General features: G+C 62.4%; 10 protein-coding genes. 4 read left to right on the forward strand and 6 right to left on the reverse strand.

The genetic code is table 11. The features are described from left to right. The 6 genes from ACFZAI_RS20420 to ACFZAI_RS20445 form a co-directional block, all read right to left on the reverse strand. The coding region (locus tag ACFZAI_RS20420; protein WP_391568640.1) for a retention module-containing protein at positions 1-12,540 on the reverse strand (12,540 nt) is incomplete at its 3' end. A gap of 86 nt (positions 12,541-12,626) precedes the next feature. Further along, positions 12,627-13,283 (reverse strand): response regulator transcription factor, encoded by a 657-nt coding sequence (locus tag ACFZAI_RS20425; RefSeq protein ID WP_391568641.1) that lies wholly within the window; start codon positions 13,281-13,283, stop codon positions 12,627-12,629. Between the two features lie 18 nt (positions 13,284-13,301). After that, positions 13,302-14,723, reverse strand: a complete 1,422-nt coding sequence (locus ACFZAI_RS20430; protein WP_391568642.1) for an HlyD family type I secretion periplasmic adaptor subunit — start codon at positions 14,721-14,723, stop codon at positions 13,302-13,304. A gap of 7 nt (positions 14,724-14,730) precedes the next feature. Further along, entirely contained in the window at positions 14,731-16,896 is a 2,166-nt protein-coding gene (locus ACFZAI_RS20435; RefSeq protein WP_391568643.1) for a type I secretion system permease/ATPase, read from the reverse strand. After that, the gene (locus tag ACFZAI_RS20440) at positions 16,880-17,092 is read right to left on the reverse strand and encodes a hypothetical protein (protein WP_006226998.1); all 213 of its coding nucleotides are present in this window, start codon (positions 17,090-17,092) and stop codon (positions 16,880-16,882) included. Before ACFZAI_RS20440 ends, ACFZAI_RS20435 begins: the two co-directional genes overlap by 17 nt. Positions 17,093-17,118: 26 nt before the next feature. After that, positions 17,119-18,633: a TolC family outer membrane protein gene (locus ACFZAI_RS20445; protein ID WP_391568644.1), complete on the reverse strand. Its 1,515-nt coding sequence runs from the start codon at positions 18,631-18,633 to the stop codon at positions 17,119-17,121. A 526-nt stretch (positions 18,634-19,159) separates the two neighbouring features. On the opposite strand from ACFZAI_RS20445, the gene leuC reads away from it, so the two are divergent. The 4 genes from leuC (at position 19,160) to asd (ending at position 23,758) form a co-directional block, all read left to right on the forward strand. Then, positions 19,160-20,563 (forward strand): 3-isopropylmalate dehydratase large subunit, encoded by a 1,404-nt coding sequence (gene leuC / locus ACFZAI_RS20450; protein WP_391568645.1) that lies wholly within the window; start codon positions 19,160-19,162, stop codon positions 20,561-20,563. 27 nt (positions 20,564-20,590) lie between these two features. Further along, positions 20,591-21,241: a 3-isopropylmalate dehydratase small subunit gene (gene leuD / locus ACFZAI_RS20455; RefSeq protein WP_006226995.1), complete on the forward strand. Its 651-nt coding sequence runs from the start codon at positions 20,591-20,593 to the stop codon at positions 21,239-21,241. Positions 21,242-21,272: 31 nt separating this feature from the next. Next, positions 21,273-22,349, forward strand: coding sequence for a 3-isopropylmalate dehydrogenase (gene leuB, locus ACFZAI_RS20460; RefSeq protein ID WP_391568646.1), 1,077 nt, complete (start codon positions 21,273-21,275; stop codon positions 22,347-22,349). A gap of 278 nt (positions 22,350-22,627) precedes the next feature. Next, positions 22,628-23,758 carry an aspartate-semialdehyde dehydrogenase gene (gene asd / locus ACFZAI_RS20465; protein WP_391568647.1) on the forward strand — a complete coding sequence of 377 codons (1,131 nt, stop codon included), beginning with the start codon at positions 22,628-22,630 and terminating at the stop codon, positions 23,756-23,758. Positions 23,759-23,782 lie beyond the last annotated feature (24 nt).

The following is a 23,782-nucleotide window of genomic DNA, read 5'->3' on the forward strand; positions in this document are numbered from 1 at the left end:
CACGGTGATGGTGTCGGTCACCTGCTGGCCAGCCGCCAGGGCTTGGACCTTGGCGCTGGTGTTGTCCAGGTTGTAGGTCCACTTGCCGGTCGCGTCGACAGAGAAGGTGCCGTAGGTGGCCTTGCCATCGCCGGGGATTGACCACGTGTGAGTGTCGGTGGCGTCGACGTCAACGGCCGTCAGTTGGCCGTTGATGGTCTTGATACCGTCCTCAACCACCGCGCCGGTTGCTGCGCCTGTGATAGTGGGCGCGTCGTTTGCACCCGTGATGGTAATCGTGATGACCTGCTGCGCCGTCCCGCCGTGGCCGTCGTCGACGGTCACGGTGATGGTGTCGGTCACCTGCTGGCCAGCCGCCAGGGCTTGGACCTTGGCGCTGGTGTTATCCAGGTTGTAGGTCCACTTGCCGGTCGCGTCGACGGAGAAGGTGCCGTAGGTGGCCTTGCCATCGCCGGGGATCGACCACGTGTGAGTGTCGGTGGCGTCGACGTCAACGGCCTTCAATTGCCCCGAAGTCGTTTTGGTCAGGTCTTCGGTGACGGCTCCGGTTGCCGCGCCCGTGACGGACGGAAGGTCATTGGAGCCGGTCACCGTGATCGTAATGACCTGCGTGGCCGTGCCGTTGTGGCCGTCGTTGACGGTCACAGTGATGGAGTCGGTCACTTGCTGGCCAGCGGCCAAAGCTTGGACCTTGGCGCTGGCATTATCCAGGTTGTACGTCCACTTGCCGTTGGCGTCGACCGAGAAAGAGCCGTATTGGCCCTTGCCATCGTTGCTGACGGACCAGGTGTGCGTGTCGCTCGTGTCGACGTCGGTGACCGCCAATTGGCCAGAGATTGAGGTCGCCGCGTCCTCGGTCACGGCGCCAGATGCCGCGCCCGAGATGGCCGGGGCGTCGTTAGTGCCTTGGATGGTGACCGTGACGACGCCGGTCGTGCCATCGGCAGTGGTGACGGTGAACTTCTCGGTAAGCGTCTCGCCGACGGCGAGGGCTTGCACCTTCGTGTCGGTGTTGTTCAGCGAGTAGGTCCAGTTGCCGTTGGCATCGATCGAGAACTTGCCGTGTTCACCCGGCGCGTTTGTCTGAACCTTGAAGACGGCTTCGCCGGCATCGGGATCGGTGACGTTCAGCTTGCCGCCGGTGGAGTAGGTCGTGTCTTCCTTGACGGTTCCAGCGTCCGCGCCCGGCACCGACGGCGTGATGGTCGCGCCGTCGTCGGCGCCGTTGATGGTGACGGTGATTTTCTGCGAGTCGAAACCGCCGTGGCCATCGCTGACCTGGACCGTGTAAGTCTCGGTCTTGACGTCGCCGGTCTTGAGTGCTTGGGCGGCGTCGTTGTCGAGGGTATAGGTCCACTTGCCGTTGGCGTCCACGGCGAAGGAACCGTAGGTGCCGGTCGTGGCGCCGAGGACGGAGTAGGTGTGGGTGTCGGTAGTGTCGACATCGCTCACGGTCAACTGACCGTTGGCGGTCTTGGTTCCGTCTTCGGTCACCGTGCCTGTCAGTTCGCCAGACAGCTTGGGATCATCGTTAGTGCCATTGATGGTGACAACGACCTCGGCCTTCGTGCCGTCGATGGTGGTGACCGTGAACTTCTCGGTCAACGTCTCGCCGACCGCCAGAGCTTGCACCTTCGGGTCGAGGTTGTTGAGCGAGTACGTCCACTTGCCATCGGCATCGATGGAGAACTTGCCGTGATCACCAGCTTGGTCAGTTACCGAGTTGAACGAAGCCTGACCTGCATCCGGATCAGTCACGTCCAGCTTGCCGCCGGTGGTGAGCGTCTTGTCTTCGGTCACGGAGCCCAGATCATCACCCGGCTTGGACGGGGTCACGACCGCGCCGTCATCGGCGCCGTTGATGGTGACAGTGATTTTCTGTGTGTCGAAACCACCGTGGCCGTCGCTGACCTGGACCGTGTAAGTCTCGGTCTTGACGTCGCCGTTCTTCAGCGCCTGGGCGGCGTCGTTATCCAGCGTGTAGGTCCACTTGCCGTTTGCGTCCACGGCGAACGAGCCGTAGGTGCCGGTGGTGGCACCGAGCACCGAGTAGGTGTGGGTGTCGGTAGTGTCAACGTCGGAGACCAAGAGTTGGCCGTTGGCCGTCTTCGTACCGTCTTCGGTCACCGTGCCGGTGAGTTCGCCGGACAACTTCGGATCATCGTTGGTGCCGTTGATGGTGACCACGACTTCGGCCTTCGTGCCGTCAATCGTCGTGACGGTGAACTTCTCAGTCAACGTCTCGCCGACCGCCAAGGCTTGCACCTTCGGATCGAGGTTGTTGAGCGAGTACGTCCACTTGCCGTCAGCATCGATGGAGAACTTGCCGTGATCACCGTTCTGATCGGTGACGGCATTAAACGAAGCTTGGCCAGCATCCGGATCGGTGACGTCCAGCTTGCCGCCAGTGGTGAGCGTCTTGTCTTCCGTCACCGAGCCCAGGTCATCGCCCGGCTTGGAAGGCGTCACCACCGCGCCGTCGTCGGCGCCGTTGATGGTGACGGTGATGGTCTGTTCGGCAAAGCCGCCGTGGCCATCGCTGACTTGGACCGTGTAGGTCTCGGTCTTGACGTCGCCGTCCTTCAACGCCTGCGCTGCGTCATTGTCGAGCGTGTAGGTCCACTTGCCGTTTGCGTCCACGGCAAAGGAGCCGTAGGTACCGGTGGTGGCGCCGACGACCGAGTAGGTGTGGGTGTCGGAAGTGTCGACGTCGCTCACGGTCAACTGACCGTTGGCGGTCTTCGTACCGTCTTCGGTCACCGTACCGGTGAGTTCACCCGACAGTTTCGGATCGTCGTTAGTGCCGTTGATCGTCACTACGACCTCGGCCTTCGTGCCATCTACCGTCGTAACCGTGAACGTCTCAGTCAACGTTTCTCCGACCGCCAAGGCCTGAACCTTCGGGTCGAGATTGTTGAGTGAGTAGGTCCACTTGCCATCGGCATCAATGGAGAATTTGCCGTGATCGCCGTTCTGATCGGTGACGGCATTAAACGAAGCCTGACCCGCATCCGGGTCGGTCACGTCCAGCTTGCCGCCGGTGGTGAGCGTCTTGTCTTCCGTCACCGAGCCCAGGTCATCGCCCGGCTTGGAAGGCGTCACCACCGCGCCGTCGTCGGCGCCGTTGATGGTGACGGTGATGGTCTGTTCGGCAAAGCCGCCGTGGCCATCGCTGACTTGGACCGTGTAGGTCTCGGTCTTGACGTCGCCGTCCTTCAACGCCTGCGCTGCGTCATTGTCGAGCGTGTAGGTCCACTTGCCGTTTGCGTCCACGGCAAAGGAGCCGTAGGTACCGGTGGTGGCGCCGACGACCGAGTAGGTGTGGGTGTCGGAAGTGTCGACATCGCTCACGGTCAACTGACCGTTGGCGGTCTTCGTACCGTCTTCGGTCACCGTACCGGTGAGTTCGCCCGAGAGCTTCGGATCGTCGTTCGTGCCGTTGATGGTGACTACGACTTCAGCCTTCGTACCGTCAATCGTGGTGACGGTGAACTTCTCGGTAAGCGTTTCGCCGACGGCGAGGGCTTGCACCTTCGGGTCGCTGTTGTTCAGCGAGTAGGTCCAGTTGCCGTTGGCATCGATCGAGAACTTGCCGTGATCACCGGCTTGGTCAGTTACCGAGTTGAACGAAGCTTGGCCGGCATCGGGGTCGGTTACGTCCAGCTTGCCGCCGGTGGTGAGCGTCTTGTCTTCCGTCACCGAGCCGAGGTCATCGCCCGGCTTGGAAGGCGTCACGACTGCGCCGTCGTCGGCGCCGTTGATCGTGACGGTGATGGTTTGCTCGTCGAAACCGCCATGGCCATCGCTGACCTGGACCGTGTAGGTCTCGGTTTTGACGTCACCGTTCTTGAGCGCCTGAGCGGCGTCATCGTCGAGCGTGTAGGTCCACTTGCCGTTGGCGTCCACGGCGAAGGAGCCGTAGGTACCGGTGGTAGCGCCGACGACGGAGTAGGCGTGGGTGTCGGTGGTGTCGACGTCGGAGACCGAGAGTTGGCCGTTGGCGGTCTTCGTACCGTCTTCGGTCACCGTGCCGGTGAGTTCACCCGACAGCTTGGGATCGTCGTTAGTGCCATTGATCGTCACCACGACTTCGGCCTTCGTGCCGTCGATAGTGGTGACCGTGAACGTCTCCGTCAACGTTTCGCCGACCGCCAAGGCCTGAACCTTCGGATCGAGGTTGTTGAGCGAGTACGTCCACTTGCCGTCAGCATCGATGGAGAATTTGCCGTGATCGCCGTTCTGATCGGTGACGGTATTAAACGAAGCTTGGCCCGCGTCGGGGTCGGTCACGTCCAGCTTGCCGCCCGTGGTGAGCGTCTTGTCTTCGGTCACCGAGCCGAGGTCATCGTCCGGCTTGGAAGGCGTCACGACCGCGCCGTCATCGGCACCGTTGATAGTGACAGTGATGGTTTGCTCGTCGAAACCGCCATGGCCGTCGCTGACCTGGACCGTGTAGGTCTCGGTTTTGACGTCGCCGGTCTTGAGTGCTTGGGCGGCGCCGTTGTCGAGTGTGTAGGTCCACTTGCCGTTGGTATCGACGGCGAAGGAACCGTAGGTGCCGGTGGTAGCGCCGACGACCGAGTAGGTATGGGTGTCGGAAGTGTCGACATCGCTCACGGTCAACTGACCGTTGGCCGTCTTCGTGCCGTCTTCGGTCACCGTACCGGTGAGTTCACCGGACAGCTTCGGATCGTCGTTGGTACCGTTAATGGTGACCACGACTTCGGCCTTCGTGCCATCTACCGTCGTAACCGTGAACTTCTCGGTCAACGTCTCGCCGACGGCCAAGGCTTGCACCTTCGGGTCGAGGTTGTTGAGCGAGTACGTCCACTTGCCGTCAGCGTCGATGGAGAACTTGCCGTGATCGCCGTTCTGATCGGTGACGGTATTAAACGAAGCTTGGCCCGCGTCGGGGTCGGTCACGTCCAGCTTGCCGCCCGTGGTGAGCGTCTTGTCTTCGGTCACCGAGCCGAGGTCATCGCCCGGCTTGGAAGGCGTCACGACCGCGCCGTCGTCGGCGCCATTGATCGTGACAGTGATGGTTTGCTCGTCGAAACCGCCATGGCCGTCGCTGACCTGGACCGTGTAGGTCTCGGTCTTAACGTCACCGTTCTTCAGCGCTTGGGCGGCGTCGTTATCCAGCGTGTAGGTCCACTTGCCGTTTGCGTCCACGGCAAAGGAGCCGTAGGTACCCGTAGCTGCGCCGACGACCGAGTAGGAGTGGGTGTCGGTAGTGTCGACGTCGCTCACGGTCAATTGACCGTTGGCGGTCTTGGTTCCGTCTTCGGTCACCGTGCCAGTCAGTTCGCCCGAGAGCTTCGGATCGTCGTTCGTGCCATTGATCGTCACCACGACTTCGGCCTTCGTGCCGTCCACGGTCGTAACCGTGAACTTCTCAGTCAACGTTTCTCCGACCGCCAAGGCCTGAACCTTCGGGTCGAGATTGTTGAGTGAGTAGGTCCACTTGCCATCGGCATCAATGGAGAATTTGCCGTGATCGCCGTTCTGATCGGTGACGGCATTAAACGAAGCCTGACCCGCATCCGGGTCGGTCACGTCCAGCTTGCCGCCGGTGGTGAGCGTCTTGTCTTCCGTCACCGAGCCCAGGTCATCGCCCGGCTTGGACGGGGTCACCACCGCGCCATCATCGGCGCCGTTGATGGTGACAGTGATTTTCTGTGTGTCGAAACCACCGTGGCCGTCGCTGACCTGGACCGTGTAAGTCTCGGTCTTAACGTCGCCGTTCTTCAGCGCTTGGGCGGCGTCGTTATCCAGCGTGTAGGTCCACTTGCCGTTGGCGTCTACGGCGAAAGAACCATAGGTTCCCGTAGCTGCGCCGACGACCGAGTAGGTGTGGGTGTCGGAAGTGTCGACATCGCTCACGGTCAATTGACCGTTGGCGGTCTTCGTACCGTCTTCGGTCACCGTACCGGTGAGTTCGCCCGAGAGCTTCGGATCGTCGTTGGTGCCATTGATGGTCACCACGACTTCGGCCTTCGTGCCGTCCACGGTCGTAACCGTGAACTTCTCGGTAAGCGTCTCGCCGACCGCCAGGGCTTGCACCTTCGAGTCGAGATTGTTGAGCGAGTAGGTCCACTTGCCATCGGCATCAATGGAGAATTTGCCGTGGTCACCGTTCTGATCGGTGACGGCATTAAACGAGGCCTGACCCGCATCCGGGTCGGTCACGTCCAGCTTGCCGCCCGCCGTCAGCGTCTTGTCTTCCGTCACCGAGCCGAGGTCATCGCCCGGCTTGGACGGGGTCACCACCGCGCCGTCGTCGGCGCCGTTGATCGTGACGGTGATGCTTTGCGTGTCGAAACCGCCGTGGCCGTCGCTGACTTGGACCGTGTAAGTCTCGGTCTTGACGTCGCCGTTCTTCAGCGCCTGGGCGGCGTCGTTATCCAGCGTGTAGGTCCACTTGCCGTTTGCGTCGACAGCGAACGAGCCGTAGGTGCCGGTCGTTGCACCGAGGACGGAGTAGGTGTGGGTGTCGGTAGTGTCAACGTCGGAGACCGCGAGTTGACCGTTGGCGGTCTTCGTACCGTCTTCCGTTACTGTGCCCGTGAGTTCACCCGACAGCTTGGGATCGTCATTGGTGCCATTGATCGTCACCACGACTTCGGCCTTCGTGCCGTCTACCGTCGTAACCGTGAACGTCTCAGTCAATGTCTCGCCGACCGCCAAGGCCTGAACCTTTGGGTCGAGATTGTTCAGCGAGTACGTCCACTTGCCATCGGCATCGATCGAGAACTTTCCGTGATCACCGGCTTGGTCAGTGACCGAGTTGAACGAGGCTTGGCCCGCATCCGGATCGGTGACGTCCAACTTGCCACCGGTCGTCAGCGTCTTGTCTTCGGTCACGGAGCCCAGATCATCACCCGGCTTGGACGGGGTCACCACTGCTCCATCATCGACGCCGTTGATGGTGACGGTGATGGTCTGTTCGGCAAAGCCGCCGTGGCCATCGCTGACCTGGACCGTGTAAGTCTCGGTCTTGACGTCGCCATTCTTCAACGCTTGGGCGGCGTCGTTATCCAGCGTGTAGGTCCACTTGCCGTTGGCGTCCACGGCGAAGGAGCCGTAGGTGCCAGTGCTAGCACCGAGGACGGAGTAGGTGTGGGTGTCGGAAGTGTCGACGTCGGAGACCGAGAGTTGACCGTTGGCCGTCTTCGTACCGTCTTCGGTCACCGTGCCGGTGAGTTCACCCGACAGTTTCGGATCGTCGTTAGTGCCGTTGATGGTGACAACGACTTCGGCCTTCGTGCCGTCGATGGTGGTGACCGTGAACTTCTCGGTCAACGTCTCGCCGACCGCCAGAGCTTGCACCTTCGGGTCGAGGTTGTTGAGCGAGTACGTCCACTTGCCATCGGCATCGATGGAGAACTTGCCGTGATCACCGTTCTGATCGGTGACGGCATTAAACGAAGCCTGACCCGCATCCGGGTCGGTCACGTCCAGCTTGCCACCGGTGGTCAGCGTCTTGTCTTCGGTTACCGAGCCCAGATCATCACCCGGTTTGGATGGGGTCACCACTGCGCCATCATCGGCGCCGTTGATGGTGACGGTGATGGTCTGTTCGGCAAAGCCGCCGTGGCCATCGCTGACTTGGACCGTGTACGTCTCGGTCTTGACGTCGCCGTTCTTCAGCGCCTGGGCAGCGTCATTGTCGAGCGTGTATGTCCACTTGCCGTTGGCGTCCACGGCGAACGAGCCGTAGGTGCCGGTGGTGGCACCGACGACGGAGTAGGTGTGGGTGTCGGAAGTGTCGACGTCGGAGACTGAGAGTTGGCCGTTGGCGGTCTTCGTACCGTCTTCGGTCACCGTGCCGGTCAGCTCACCCGACAGCTTGGGATCGTCGTTCGTGCCATTGATCGTCACCACGACTTCGGCCTTCGTGCCGTCGATGGTGGTGACCGTGAACTTCTCGGCCAACGTTTCGCCGACCGCCAAAGCTTGCACCTTCGGGTCGAGGTTGTTGAGCGAGTAGGTCCACTTGCCATCGGCATCAATGGAGAACTTGCCGTGATCACCGTTCTGATCGGTGACGGCATTAAACGAAGCTTGGCCAGCATCCGGATCGGTGACGTCCAGCTTGCCGCCCGTGGTGAGCGTCTTGTCTTCGGTCACCGAGCCGAGGTCATCGCCCGGCTTGGAAGGAGTCACTACCGCACCGTCGTCGGCGCCGTTGATCGTGACGGTGATGGTCTGTTCGGCAAAGCCGCCATGGCCGTCGCTGACCTGGACCGTGTAGGTCTCGGTCTTGACGTCACCGTTCTTGAGCGCCTGGGCGGCGTCGTTATCCAGCGTGTAGGTCCACTTGCCGTTGGCGTCCACGGCGAAGGAGCCGTAGGTGCCAGTGGTGGCGCCCACGACCGAGTAGGTGTGGGTGTCTGAAGTGTCAACGTCGGAGACCGAGAGTTGGCCGTTGGCCGTCTTGATACCGTCTTCCGTGACGGTGCCAGTCAATTCGCCCGACAGCTTCGGATCGTCGTTGGTGCCGTTGATCGTCACCACGACTTCGGCCTTCGTGCCGTCAATCGTCGTGACCGTGAACTTCTCGGTCAACGTTTCGCCGACTGCCAGGGCTTGCACCTTCGGATCAAGGTTGTTGAGCGAGTACGTCCACTTGCCGTCGGCATCGATGGAGAACTTGCCGTGATCACCGGCTTGGTCAGTTACCGAGTTGAACGAGGCCTGGCCCGCATCGGGGTCGGTCACGTCCAGCTTGCCGCCGGTGGTGAGCGTCTTGTCTTCCGTCACCGAGCCCAGGTCATCGCCCGGCTTGGAAGGCGTCACCACCGCGCCGTCGTCGGCGCCGTTGATGGTGACCGTGATGGTTTGCTCGTCGAAACCGCCATGGCCGTCGCTGACTTGGACCGTGTAGGTCTCGGTCTTGACGTCGCCATTCTTCAACGCCTGGGCGGCGTCATTGTCGAGCGTGTAAGTCCACTTGCCGTTGGCGTCTACGGCGAAAGAACCGTAGGTTCCCATAGCTGCGCCGACGACCGAGTAGGTATGGGTGTCGGTAGTGTCGACATCGCTCACGGTCAATTGACCGTTGGCCGTCTTCGTACCGTCTTCGGTCACCGTACCGGTCAGTTCGCCAGACAGCTTGGGATCATCGTTCGTGCCGTTGATGGTGACAACGACTTCGGCCTTAGTACCGTCAATCGTGGTGACGGTGAACTTCTCGGTAAGCGTCTCGCCGACGGCGAGGGCTTGCACCTTCGGGTCGAGGTTGTTCAGCGAGTAGGTCCACTTGCCATCGGCATCAATGGAGAACTTGCCGTGATCGCCGTTCTGATCGGTGACGGCATTAAACGAAGCTTGGCCAGCATCCGGATCGGTGACGTCCAGCTTGCCGCCCGTGGTGAGCGTCTTGTCTTCGGTCACCGAGCCCAGGTCATCGCCCGGCTTTGAAGGAGTCACCACCGCGCCGTCGTCGGCGCCGTTGATCGTGACAGTAATCGTCTGCGTGTCGAAACCGCCGTGGCCGTCGCTGACTTGGACCGTGTAGGTTTCGGTCTTGACGTCACCGTTCTTGAGCGCCTGGGCGGCGTCATTGTCGAGCGTGTAGGTCCACTTGCCATTCGCGTCGACGGCAAAGGAGCCGTAGGTGCCGGTGGTGGCGCCGACGACGGAGTAGGTGTGGGTGTCGGAAGTGTCGACGTCGCTCACGGTCAACTGACCGTTGGCGGTCTTCGTACCGTCTTCGGTCACCGTACCGATCAGTTCACCCGACAGCTTGGGATCGTCGTTCGTGCCGTTGATGGTGACAACGACTTCGGCCTTCGTACCGTCAATCGTGGTGACTGTGAACTTCTCGGTAAGCGTTTCGCCGACGGCGAGGGCTTGCACCTTCGTGTCGCTGTTGTTCAGCGAGTAGGTCCAGTTGCCGTTGGCATCGATCGAGAACTTGCCGTGATCACCGGCTTGGTCAGTTACCGAGTTGAACGAAGCCTGACCCGCATCCGGGTCGGTCACGTCCAGCTTGCCGCCGGTGGTGAGCGTCTTGTCTTCGGTTACCGAGCCAAGATCATCGCCCGGCTTGGACGGGGTCACCACCGCACCGTCGTCGGCGCCGTTGATCGTGACGGTGATGGTTTGCGTGTCGAAACCGCCGTGGCCATCGCTGACTTGGACCGTGTACGTCTCGGTCTTGACGTCACCGTCCTTCAGCGCCTGGGCGGCGTCGTTGTCGAGCGTGTAGGTCCACTTGCCGTTTGCGTCGACGGCGAAGGAGCCGTAGGTGCCAGTCGTGGCACCGAGCACGGAGTAGGTGTGGGTGTCGGTAGTGTCGACATCCGAGACCGAGAGTTGACCGTTGGCCGTCTTGGTACCGTCTTCGGTCACCGTGCCGGTCAGTTCACCTGACAGCTTGGGATCATCGTTCGTGCCGTTGATGGTGACAACAACTTCGGCCTTCGTGCCGTCAATCGTCGTGACGGTGAACTTCTCAGTCAACGTCTCACCGACCGCCAGGGCTTGCACCTTCGGGTCGAGATTGTTCAGCGAGTACGTCCACTTGCCTTCTGCATCAATGGAGAACTTGCCATGGTCACCGTTCTGATCGGTGACGGCATTAAACGAAGCCTGACCCGCATCCGGATCGCTCACGTCCAGCTTGCCGCCCGTCGTCAGCGCTGTGTCTTCGGTCACCGAGCCCAAATCATCGCCCGGCTTGGACGGAGTCACCTGCGCGCCGTCGTCGGTGCCGTTGATGGTGACTGAGACTTGTTGGGTGGTCACCCCGCCGTGGCCGTCGTCGACCGTGACGGTGAAGGTCTCGGTGATTGATTCGCCGCTTTTCAGGCCCTTGACGGTGGTATTGCCGTCGTCCAGGGTGTAGGTCCACTTGCCTGTACCGTCGACCGTGAAGCTGCCAAAGTCGCCCTTGCCGCCGTTGTTGACCGTCCAGGTGTGCGTGTCGTTCGTGTCGACATCGGTCTGGGTCAGTTGGCCGGTGGCGTTGGTGGTGGCGCCGTCTGTGACGGAACCCGAGGCTTGGCCGCTGATGACCGGCGCGTCGTTGGTGCCGTTGATCGTGACGGTGACTTGCTGGGTGGTCACGCCGCCGTGGCCGTCGTTGACCGTGACGGTGAAGGTTTCGGTCAACGACTCGCCTGCGCCCAGCGCTTGCACGGCCGGGTTGGTGTTGGCCAGGTTGTAGGTCCAGGTGCCGTCGGCGGCAATGGTCAGCGCGCCGTACTGGCCGGCGCCATTGTTGTTGACCGTCCACGTGTGCGTGTCGGACGTGTCGACGTCAGCCACATCGAGCTTGCCGGTGGCGGCAAGCGTGGTGTCTTCGGTGACGGCGCCGGCGGCTTGGCCGCTGAGCGTGGGGACGTCGTTCGTGCCTTGGATGGTGACGGTGACCGTGCCGGTGGTGCCGTCGGCAGTGGTGACGGTGAAGGTCTCGGTCAGCGTTTCGCCGACGGCCAGCGCTTGCACGCGGGCGTCGTTGTTGTTCAGGTTGTAGACCCACGCGCCGCTGGCGTCGATCGAGAACGTGCCGTGCTGGCCAGCCTGGCCGGATTGCACGACGAAGCGGGCTTCGCCGTCGTCCACGTCGGTGACATTGAGCTTGCCGTTCGTGGTGAAGGTGGTGTCTTCCTTGACCGAGCCGGCGTCATCGCCCGCGTTGGCGGGGGTGATCTGGGCGGGGTCGTTCACGCCGACGATCGTGACTTCGACCGTGGCGGTGGACGTCGCGCCGCTGGGGTCGGTGACGGTGTAGGAAATCGTGGTGGTGGCGGTTTGGCCAGCCGGCAGGTTCTGGAAGCCGGTGCCGGGCGTGAAGGTGTAGCTGCCGTCGGGCAAGACGGTGAATGTGCCGCCGTTGCTGCCGGTGACGGTGACGCCGCCCGCGGTCATGGGGCGGCCGCTGACGGAGACGATGGCCAGGGGATCGCCATCGGGATCGGCGTCGTTGGTGAGCAGGTTGCCGCGTTGGACGGCGTTCTGGCCGCCGCTGCTGACGTCGTTCAAGGCCGACGGCGCGGTGTTGGCCGCGGCCGGCGGGGTGGTGGCGTCAGTGTTGTCGCCGGTGGCGCCCGCCGCCGAGGCGCGGGGCAGGGTGTCGTCGCCGCGGCTGGGGTTGGGGTAGGCCAGGTCCAGCGGGGTTGTGGTTTCCAGGATGCGGGCCAGGCGCACGAAGCTGCTGCCGCCTGCATCGCCGCCGCCGGCCACGATGGCGGCGGTGGGGTCCAGTTCGTCGAAGGGGTCGCGGCCGGCTTGCAGGGCTGCCAGCAGGCGGTCGGAATCGGTGCCGGTGGGCGGCGTCACGGCCGCTTCGCTCGGATCGGCCAGCGGGCCGGTGAGGTCCTGGTTGATGGCGACCTCGCGGCTTTCACCGATCACGATCGGCATGCCGTTTTCAACCTGAAGGGAAACCGTGGCGCCCGAGGCCGTGACGATGTCACTGCCGGCAGGGACTTTGCTGCCTTGATGCAGTTCAGTCAGCGAGCCGTCGCTATTGCGTATCCACGCGCGGCCGGAAATTTCATTGACAACTGCGGCGGGGGTAAAGGTGGCCATGTGGGTTCCGTTTCAGGGAGTTATCCAAAGATGGCCAAATACTAGGGTTTGCCCCAAAGGGAGGCATATTGTCCTCAAGGACAATATCAAGAGGTAATTTTGCTCCGTGAGTCTGCGGGTGCGGAAATGCCATGGACGAGCAGGGCGAGTTGCAGGCGGTCTGCGACGTTGAGCTTGTCAAAAACCGCCGATAAATGGGCCTTGACCGTGCGTTCGGTGATGCCCAGGGCTTCAGCGATCTGGGCGTTGGACTGGCCGCTGGCGGCGTAGCGGGCAACGGTGACTTCGCGTTCGGTAAGCAGGCCGTTGTCCCAGGAATGGGAATCCTGGGCGCGTTCGGTCATCAGTTTGAGCAGGCGCGTCACCAGCGACCGGCCCATCCAGATGCCGCCCGAGGCCACCACTTCAAGCGCCTGCGACAAGGCCGCGGTCGGGGCATAGCTGTGGCAATAGCCGTGGGCGCCCGCGCCCAGCGCCTGAGTGCCTTGCTCGTCATTTGGGCTGGGGCTGGCCACGACCACATGCAAGCCCGCCAGGGACGAAGACCAGGCCGGGTCTTGCCAGGACGGCAGGCGCGGCACGTCGGCATCCAGCACCGCCACCACGCGGCCTTGCTCGCGCCAGCGTTGCAGGTCAGCCAGACCCCGCCCGCGGGCAGCCAGCCAGCGCGTGGAATCCAGGGAGCGCCAATGCTGCCAAAGCAGGTCGTCGTGCGTAATCAACAGAACGGGAACAGGTTTCATAAAGCCTTCCAGCTCTCCTTAACGTTCGGTAAAGGCGTTAGCCTTGGCACGCAAGATCGGTTTGAGCAGGTACTGCAATACAGTGCGCTTGCCCGTCAGGATATGAACCTCGGCCACCATCCCGGGAATGATGGGCAAGAGCTTGTCGCCCACGGTGCTGCGGTCTGTACGCACGCGCACCACATAGTAGGAATTGCCTTTCTCGTCGGTGACCGTGTCTGCGCCGATCTGTTCGACCTTGCCTTCCAGGCCGCCGTAGATGGCGAAGTCATAGGCCGTGAATTTCACTTCCGCCTTCTGGTCGGCGTGCAGGAAGCCGATGTCGCGCGGCTGGATACGCACTTCCAGCAGCAGCGTGTCGTCCTTGGGCACGATTTCGATGATGTCCTTGCCCGGCTGCACCACGCCGCCAACGGTGTTGTTGAACAACGTCTTGATGGTGCCGGCCAGCGGCGCACGGACTTCAGCCAGCTTCACGCGGTCGGCCAGCGCCAGCTTGCCTTGGCGCAGGGTGGACAGCTTGGTGTTGGTTTCAGAAAGCTCGCTGCGCGCCTGGTTGCGGATGTTCAGCTCGGATTCTTCGAGCTTGCTTTGCGCTTCCTTGATCGACGCCTGGAAGCGGTCGATCTGCGCTTCAGCGCCTTTTTGTTCACCGCAGTAGCGGGCCACATCGCGTTGCAAGCGCAGCAGATCCACTTCCGACACGGCGCCGCTTTTCAGCAGCGGACGGGTCACTTGAAGTTCGCGCGACGTCAGGCCGCAGCTGGCCGATGCCTGATCGCGCTTGGCGATCGTTTCGCGCAGGTCTTCCTGGCGCTGCTTGAGCTGTTCGCGGGCGACGTTGACCGTGGCGTTCAGTTCGGTGTTGCGCGCTTGCCACGCGTTGCGCTCCATTTCGGCCAGACCGGGCGCCTGCTTCAGCACTTCTTCCGGCGCGACGAAGGGCTCGCCAGTGGCCAGCGCTTCCAGACGGGCCGCCTTGGCCAGCAAAGACAGGTATTCCGCGTTGTTCTCGCCCAACGAGGACGCAAAACGTGTGGAGTCGATTTTCAGCAGCGTCTGGCCGGCTTGCACTTCCTGGCCCGGACGAACCAGAATTTCTTCGACGATGCCGCCATCCAGGCTCTGGATGATCTGCACTTGGCGCGACGGCACGACCTTGCCTTCGCCACGCACCACCTCGTCAATGCTGCCGGTTGCCGCCCAGACGAGCAGCAGCGCGGTCGCCAGCAAGGCCACCCACAGCAGCACGCGCGAACTGCGGGCCTGCGATTCGTGGATCACCCATTCGGCATTGCCGACATAGTCAGACCGCTTTTCGACTTTGCCTTTTTCCGTGCCGTCCAGCAGCCGGTCGAAAAAGAATACGAAGACGTTGCGCAGTTTGCGCCACAAGCCGCCCAACAGGCCGTGCTTGGTCTCTCCAGGGTTTGTCTGCATGGCGCTCTTAACTCCCGCGTCCAACGCGTCCCTGACGCAGTGCTTCCACAACTTGCTCCTTGGGACCGTCGGCCACGATGTGACCGTTGTCGATCACGATCAGGCGGTCGACCAGGTCCAGCAACGCGGTCCGGTGCGTGACCAGAAGAATCGTCTTGGTCGCGCTGGCCTCGCCCAGCCGCTTGCGCAGTTGGGCTTCGCTTTGGTGGTCCATGTTGCTGCTGGGTTCGTCCAGCAGCAGGATGGGCGGGTCGTTGATCAGGGCGCGGGCCACGGCAACGGACTGCCGCTGGCCGCCTGACAACGATTCACCGCGTTCGCCAATGATCATGTCGAACCCGTTGGGATGCAGGTTCGCGAAGTCGGTGACGCCGGCCAGGTTGGCGGCCGCCAGGATGCTGGCGTCGTCGGCATAGGGCGCGCCCATGGCCAGGTTGTGTTTCAGGCTGCCGTAGAACAGCGTCGGGTCTTGCGGCACGTGGCCGATGGCGCGGCGCACGTCGGCCGGGTCGATCTGGCGCACGTCCACGCCGTCCAGCAGCACGGCGCCTTCGGTGGGCTGATACAGCGCCAGCGCCAGTTTTTCCAGCGTGGTCTTGCCCGAACCGATGCGGCCGATGATGCCGACCTTTTCACCGGGCTTGAGCTTGAACGACACCTTCTTCAGCACCGGCTGCGTGCTGCCGGGATACGAGAACGTGACGTCGCGGAATTCCAGGCCGCCGTGAAACACCGGGCGATGCAGGAACTCGGCTTCGGCGGGGCGTTCAATCGGCAGCTTCATATAGTTGTCGATGGAACCCAGCGAGGTGCGGGCGTTTTGATATTGCATCAGCAGGCCGGCGACCTGACCCAGCGGCGCCAGGCAGCGGCCGGCAATCATGGATGCGGCGATGATGCCGCCCATGGACATGGCCGATTCCTGTGCCTGGTACACGCCGATGATCACAACGGCGATCGACACCAGCTGTTGAATGGCCTGCACGAAGCCCACGGTGGACGACGAAATCAGCTTGAGCTTGCCGCCCGTCTGCGCGATGAATTCGGTGGCGCGTTCCCAGTTGCGCTGGATGGCGCCCTGGGCGTTGAGCGTCTTCACGGCTTCCAGGCCGGTCAGCGCTTCAACCAAGGTGGCGTTGCGTTGCGAGCTGGCCTGGAAAGACGCCATCGTCAGCGCTTCCATGCGCGCCTGCGCGGCAAGCGACACCAGCAGGATCAGCACAATGGCCACCAGCGGCGGCAGAATCATCCACGGCGAAATCCAGGCCAAGGCGGCCAGGAACAGCACGATGAAAGGCAGATCGACCAGCGTGGTGATGGTGGCTGACGCGATGAAGTCGCGGATGGATTCGAATGAACGCAGGTTGGCCGCAAAGGACCCCACCGACACCGGCCGGCCTTCCAGGCGCAAGTCCAGCACGCGTTCCATGATCTGCGCAGACAGGCGCACATCGACCCGTTTGCTGGCGCTGTCCACCACGTGCGAGCGCGCCGTGGACAAAATCATGTTGAAGATCACCACCAGCGTGATGCCAATGGCCAGCACCCACAGCGTCTCGACGGCGTTGTTGGGCACGACGCGGTCGTACACGTTCATGGTGAACAACGGCATCGCCATGGCGAAGATGTTGATCAGCAGGGCGGCGATGAGCGCGTCGCGGTACAGGCGCCGGTTTTCCATGATGGCGGCCCAGAACCAATGGCGCTCGCGCACCTTGGCGACTTCCGGCGCGCGCGCGTCAAAGCGGAACTGCGGGCGTACAAAGCACACCAGGCCGGTGTACTGCGCGGCCAACGCTTCGGGCGTCATCTCGACCGAGCTGCCGCCCAGTTCAGGGTGGCTGACGATGTATTTGCCGTTTTCTTTTTTGAGCAGCAGGCAGGCGCGCTCGCCTTGCAGCAGCAGAATCGCGGGCAGCAAGTCTTGAGAAATGCTGTCCAGCGTGCGTTTGACGACGCGTGCGGACAGTTGCGCGCGCGCGGCGGCGCGGGGCAGCAGGGCAGGGGTCAGGCGGTGTTCTTCCAGCGGCAAGCCGGACGACAGCGCCTGCGCCGTGGCGGTCACGCCGTGCAGGCGCGTGATTTCAACCAGGCAGTCCAGCAGCGGGTCGTCGTGCGCCGCGCGGGCATCGGCACGCCATTCCCGAGCGGCCTTTTCAGATAACTTGTCCATCTTCGTCATCCAAGAGGTCGAGGTGTTCGGACAGGCGCGCGCGTTGCTGCTTGCGCTGTGAAAGTTTTTGCTGGGCCTGAATAGGCAGGTCCGTCATGCGCAAGGTGCCATTGGCGATCAAGGCGTCGATCAAGTCTTCCAGGACGCGGACAAAGTCCGCGTCCAGCTGCGAAAATTCTTTGCCCTGGGGGGTCATATGGCCTCCTTGCGACCCAACGCCGGTCAGGGCTTGGCGTTGGGTGCGTTCAGCGGCACGAGCGTGGGCGGCAGCGTGCCTTCGTTGTATTGAACGCGCACGGGCGCAAGGCGGGCAGCGTCGGGAACCGTCGAGTTGCAAAGCTTGATCACGTCGTCGGTCACTTCCAGCTTGCCATTTTCCTCGGGCATCTCATTGCGCGCGGGTTGCAGCGACAGCGCAGGCAGCAGTGCATGCGACAGCGCCAGCCAGCGATACTGCGCAAGCTTGAGGTCATACAGGCCGTTGGTCAATGCGCGGCGTGACTCAAACAGCTCGTTTTCGGTGTCCAGCAAGTCCAGGAGCGAACGTTGGCCAATCTGGAATTGTTGGCGATACGCGTCACGCACCTTGGTGGTGGCCACTTCGTGGTCACGCAGGAACGGCAGCTTCTGGCTCAGGCTCTGGATGTTATTCCAAGCCACGGCCAAGTCCTGTTGCACGTTGCGGCAGGTGTAGTCGCGGATGTCGCGTGCGGCGTACGACTGCGCAGCCGTCTGGCGGACGCGGGCCGAATCGGCGCCGCCGCGGTACAGGTTGTAGCTCATCACGACTTGCACGCTGGAGCTTTGGATGTCGCGGGTTTCAGGCGTGGGGTCGTTCTGGTCGCGGCCGGTGGAGGCCACGAATTCAAACTTCGGCGAGAACGCGCCCTTGGAGGACGCCACGCCCGCTTGCGCGGCTTGCAGGCCGGCCTGCTTGGACAGGAAGCTGGGGTTGCGGCGCAGCGACTCATTGAAGTCGCCCGGCTTCACAGGCAGCTTGTCGCCGATGTCGGGCGGGGGCTGCATGGCTTCGGGCGGGAAGGCGCCCGTGACACGCTGGAAGCGCTGCTGCACGTCCAGCAGGTTGGCGGTTTCCGTCATCAGGTTGGTCTGGGCCAGCGACAAACGGCCGCCTGCCTGTTCCAGGTCGACCCGGCGGCCAACGCCAGATTCCGTGCGCTCGCCAATCTGCTTGAGCGTTTCTTCGTGCAAGGAATAATTCTGGCGGGCCAGCAGTTCCATGTCGCGATAGCGTTGCAGGTCGATATAGGCCTGCACGGCGGAAAACGCGGTGCTGTCGCTGGTGGCCAGCACGTCATAGAAGCGCGCGAGCTTGTCGAACCCTGCTTGCTTGACGTCGTTGCTGGTGCGGAAGCCATCAAAAATCAACTGGCGCAGCTCGACGTTGTAGCCGGGGCGGTTCCAGTTTTGCGAGCCCACGGCCGGCACGTTGCTGCGGTATTCGCGGCCCACGTAACCCTGGGCATTGATCTGCGGGAAGTACGCGGCGCGGGCGACCGACTGGCCTTCCAGCGACGCTTGGAAATCGTGGTATTTGGCTTGAATCTCGGGATTGCTGAGCAGCGTCTGTTCAACGATCTGGTTCAGCGTCACGGCGGACGGGGCGCCCGTTGCGGGGGCGGGTACGGCGGCCGGTGCTGCGGACTGTGCAAATGCTGCGGGAACAAAGGCCAGGGCAATGATCGAAGTCGTGCTCTTAAGCAAAAACGAAGCCATAGTGATTATTCGCGAGTCAGGTTGAGATTGAGTGGCCGACATCTTGTATGAAAATGTCATATCTTCCGAGTCAAGATTTGTTAAATCGTGGCCGGCCGATACAAGTAGCCAAAGCATTTCGTCGCGCAACATCACTCATCTTTGCTGAATTTGCACGATCTTCACGGTAGCGGAAATTCTGGTTTTGATTAATACGTTTTATTTCGCATTATTTCGAAAAAGACGCAACCGTAGTGAAACCGGATTATATCGGTTAGATAATTCTGGATCTATTTTCCTTAACAAAGTTTTTCGATGTGATTAATTTTCCACAGTCCTCGCCTGGCTGTCATGAACGGGGCGGAGCAAGGCGTTAAGCGTCCGTTTTTGCCCATCATGGTAGTGGTAGTACTAGTATCCATGGTGCGCTTGTACTAGGTTCAGACCGTGTGCATAATTCCTCCATGCCGCAGTGGCCGGCGCGGGAGCGACTTGCTTTTCAACCGCGTGAGGCACGAGCCGGATTGTCTATTTGCAGAGCGCATCCATGGCCCAAACCCTTTACGACAAACTCTGGGACGCCCACATCGTCCACCAGGAATCAGACGGCACCTGTCTGCTCTATATCGACCGCCACCTGCTGCACGAAGTGACCAGCCCGCAGGCGTTCGAAGGCTTGGCCATTGCTGGCCGCAAGCCGTGGCGCACGGGCGCCAACCTGGCGGTGGCGGACCACAACGTGCCGACGATGAATCGGGCCCAGGGTATTGATGACCCGGTCTCCCGCCTGCAAGTGGATACGCTGGACACCAATTGCGATAAGTACGGCATTACCGAATTCCGCATGAATGACTTGCGCCAGGGCATCGTGCACGTGATCGGGCCGGAGCAGGGCGCAACCTTGCCGGGCATGACGGTCGTCTGTGGCGACTCGCACACCAGCACGCACGGCGCGCTGGGCGCGCTGGCTTTCGGCATTGGCACGTCCGAAGTCGAGCACGTGCTGGCTACGCAAACGCTCTTGATGAAAAAAGCCAAGAGCATGCTGATCAAGGTTGAAGGCGAATTGCCCTTCGGCTGTACGGCCAAGGATGTGGTGCTCCACATCATCGGCATCATCGGTACGGCGGGCGGTACGGGCCACGCCATCGAATTCGCCGGCAGCACGATCCGCGCGCTGTCCGTGGAAGGCCGCATGACGGTCTGCAACATGGCCATCGAAGCGGGCGCCCGTTCGGGCATGGTCGCGGTGGACGACAAGACGGTCGAGTATTTCCGCGGCCGCCCGTTTGCCCCCCACGGCGTGGTCTGGGATCAGGCCGTCAAGTACTGGCGCACGCTGCACACCGACGAAGGCGCCAAGTTCGACACCGTGGTGGAAGTCAATGCGCGCGATATCAAGCCGCAAGTCACCTGGGGCACGTCGCCCGAAATGGTGTTGCCGGTGGACTCCCGCGTGCCGGACCCCGACCGTGAAAAAGACGATGTGCGCCGCAGCGGCATGGAGCGCGCGCTGGAATACATGGGCTTGAAGCCCAACACGCCGCTTACCGATATCCGCGTGGACCGCGTGTTCATCGGCTCGTGCACCAACTCGCGCATTGAAGACTTGCGCGCTGCGGCCGTCGTGGCCCGTGGCAAGCGCGTGGCGTCCAATGTGCGTCAGGCGATGGTGGTGCCGGGTTCGGGCTTGGTCAAACAGCAGGCCGAGCGCGAAGGGCTGGACAAGATCTTCATCGAAGCCGGCTTTGAATGGCGCGAACCGGGCTGCTCGATGTGCCTGGCCATGAACGCCGACCGCCTTGAACCGGGCGAGCGTTGCGCCTCCACGTCGAACCGCAACTTCGAAGGCCGCCAAGGCCAGGGCGGCCGCACGCACCTGGTCAGCCCCGCGATGGCCGCCGCCGCCGCCGTGGCCGGCCACTTCGTCGACGTCCGCACGTTCCGTTAAGCGCTTACAGCTCCGAGTACCGACATCATGCAAGCATTTACCACTCACGAAGGCCTGGTGGCTCCGCTCGATCGCGAAAACGTCGACACGGACCTCATCATTCCCAAGCAGTTTCTGAAGTCCATCCAGCGCACGGGTTTCGGGCCCAACCTTTTTGACGAGCTGCGTTATCTGGACCACGGCGAGCCGGGCATGGACAACAGCAAGCGTCCGCTGAATCCGGATTTCGTGCTGAACCAGCCGCGTTACCAGGGCGCTTCGGTGCTGCTGGCCCGCAAGAACTTCGGTTGCGGTTCCAGCCGCGAACACGCGCCCTGGGCGCTGACGCAGTATGGCTTTCGCGCCATCATCGCGCCGTCGTACGCGGACATCTTCTTCAACAACAGCTTCAAGAACGGCTTGCTGCCGATCGTGCTGTCTGAATTGGAAGTGGCGCGCCTGTTCGATGAGGTCAAAGCCTTCCCGAACTACAAGCTGAACATCGACCTGGACCGCCAGGTTGTGATCGCCCCGGACGGCCGCGCGATGGGCTTCGATATCGAACCCTTCCGCAAGTACTGCCTGCTCAATGGTTTTGACGATATCGGCCTGACCTTGCGTCACGCCGACAAGATCCGCGCCTTTGAAGCCGAACGCCTGGCCCGCCATCCCTGGCTGGAAAGCCGTCCCATCGCCTGAACCCTATTCTGATCACAGGATCGCTTCTTAAATGACTCACAACATTGCAGTCTTGCCGGGTGACGGCATCGGCCCGGAAATCGTCGAACAGGCCGTGCGCGTCCTGAAGGCGCTGGACGTTTCCTTCGACATCAAGCAGGCCCCCGTGGGCGGCGCCGCGTTCGACCAGTTCGAACACCCGCTGCCGCCGGCCACGCTGAACCTGGCCAAGGAATCGGACGCCATTCTGTTTGGCGCCGTCGGCGATTGGAAGTACGACAGCCTGCCGCGTGAATTCCGTCCGGAACAGGCCATTCTGGGCCTGCGCAAGGCGCTGGGCCTGTTTGCGAACCTGCGTCCGGCCATTCTGTATCCCGAGCTGGCAAGCGCCTCGTCGCTGAAGCCCGAGATCGTGTCCGGCCTGGACATCCTGATCATCCGCGAACTGACCGGCGACATTTACTTCGGCACGCCGCGCGGTGTGCGCTCGTCGCCGGACGGCGTCTTCACGGGCGAACGCGAAGGCTACGACACGATGCGCTACACCGAATCCGAAGTGCGCCGCATCGCGCGCATCGGCTTCGAATCGGCCCGCAAGCGCAACAAGAAGCTGTGCAGCGTGGACAAGGCCAACGTGCTGGAAACGTCGCAGTTCTGGCGCGATATCGTCATTGAAGTGGCGCGTGAATATCCCGACGTCGAGCTGTCGCACATGTATGTCGACAACGCCGCCATGCAACTGGTGCGCAACCCGCGCCAGTTTGACGTCATCGTCACGGGCAACCTGTTCGGCGACATCCTGTCGGACGAAGCGGCCATGTTGACGGGCTCGATCGGCATGCTGCCGTCGGCATCGCTCAATGCCAGCGGCCAGGGCTTGTACGAGCCCAGCCACGGTTCGGCGCCGGACATCGCTGGCCAAGGCATCGCCAATCCGTTGGCGACGATTCTGTCAGCCGCCATGCTGCTGCGTTACTCGCTGAACCTGGCGCCCCAGGCTGACCGTATCGAGGCCGCCGTGCGCCGCGTGCTGGCCGACGGCCTGCGCACCGCCGACATCTTCGAACCGGGCACGACGAAAGTCAGCACGGCGGGCATGGGCGACGCAGTGCTGAAAGCCCTGGCCTGATCGTCATGCAAGGGGCGCGCCCTTGCGGCGCAGCCCCAAGATTTTGAAGGGCCGCCCGCAAGGCGGCCCTTTTTGCGGCCAGGCCTTGGGCCGCCCGCGGGCTGGCCATTGTTCCGATGCTGCCCTGTTGTGAGGGCGCTGCGAAAGCGCAGGCCTTATCTTGTGGCCCCGATTTTTTCTAGCTGCGCCGCAACATCTCCCCGTGCATTCTGATAAATTGTTGAATTGCACGTTTTTTTCTACCCGGACCTTGTCTCCACCTTTATAGAGCGATTGAAATGAATCAAGCAGTAGGCCTTGTCGGCTGGCGCGGAATGGTCGGCTCGGTGCTCATGCAACGCATGCGCGACGAGAACGACTTCGCACTGATCGAACCGGTGTTCTTTTCCACCAGCAATGCTGGCGGCGCTGCGCCCACGTGGGCCGAAGGCGCGGGCCCGTTGCAAAATGCCTACGATATTGATGCTCTGAAAAAACTGCCGATCATTCTGACGGCACAAGGCGGCGACTACACGTCCGAGGTCTACCCGAAGCTGCGCGGCGCGGGCTGGAACGGCATCTGGATCGATGCGGCCAGCACGCTGCGTATGGCTGACGACGCCATCATCGTTCTGGACCCGGTCAACCGTCCGGTCATCGACGCGGCGCTCAAGCGCGGCGTGCGTAATTTCATCGGCGGCAACTGCACGGTCAGCTGCATGCTGATGGGTCTGGCCGGCCTGTTCAATAACGACCTGGTGGAATGGATGACCTCCATGACGTACCAGGCCGCATCCGGCGGCGGCGCGCAACACATGCGCGAACTGCTGACCCAGTTCGGCGAGATCAACCAAGCCGTCAAGCCGCTGCTGGACGACCCCGCGTCGGCCATCCTGGCAATCGACCGCGGTGTGCTGGCCAAGCAGAAAGACCCGGCGCTGCCCCACGAACACTTCGGCGTGCCGCTGGGCGGCAACCTGATTCCCTGGATCGACAAGGACCTGGGCGACGGGATGTCGAAGGAAGAGTGGAAGGCTGAAGTCGAAACCAACAAGATCCTGGGCCGTGGCGCGGCTTTCGGCACGCCGGCCACCCCGATCGACGGCCTGTGCGTGCGCATCGGCGCCATGCGCTGCCACAGCCAGGCGCTGACCATCAAGCTCAAGCGTGATGTGCCGCTGGACGAAATCGAAGCGCTGATCGCGCAAGGCACGCAGTGGGCGAAGGTGGTTCCGAACACCAAGGAAGCCACCGTCTCCGCGCTGACTCCCGTGGCCGTGACCGGCACGCTGGATATTCCGGTGGGCCGTCTGCGCAAGCTGTCGATGGGCTCGCAGTACCTGGGCGCCTTCACCGTGGGCGACCAACTGCTGTGGGGCGCCGCCGAACCGCTGCGCCGCATGTTGCGCATTGCGCTGGCCGAAGCCTGATGCCGGTTCGGGCGCCGCGCGGCG

It is taken from the genome of Achromobacter sp. NPDC008082 (genome assembly GCF_042957345.1).
GTDB lineage: Bacteria > Pseudomonadota > Gammaproteobacteria > Burkholderiales > Burkholderiaceae_B > Achromobacter > Achromobacter kerstersii_A.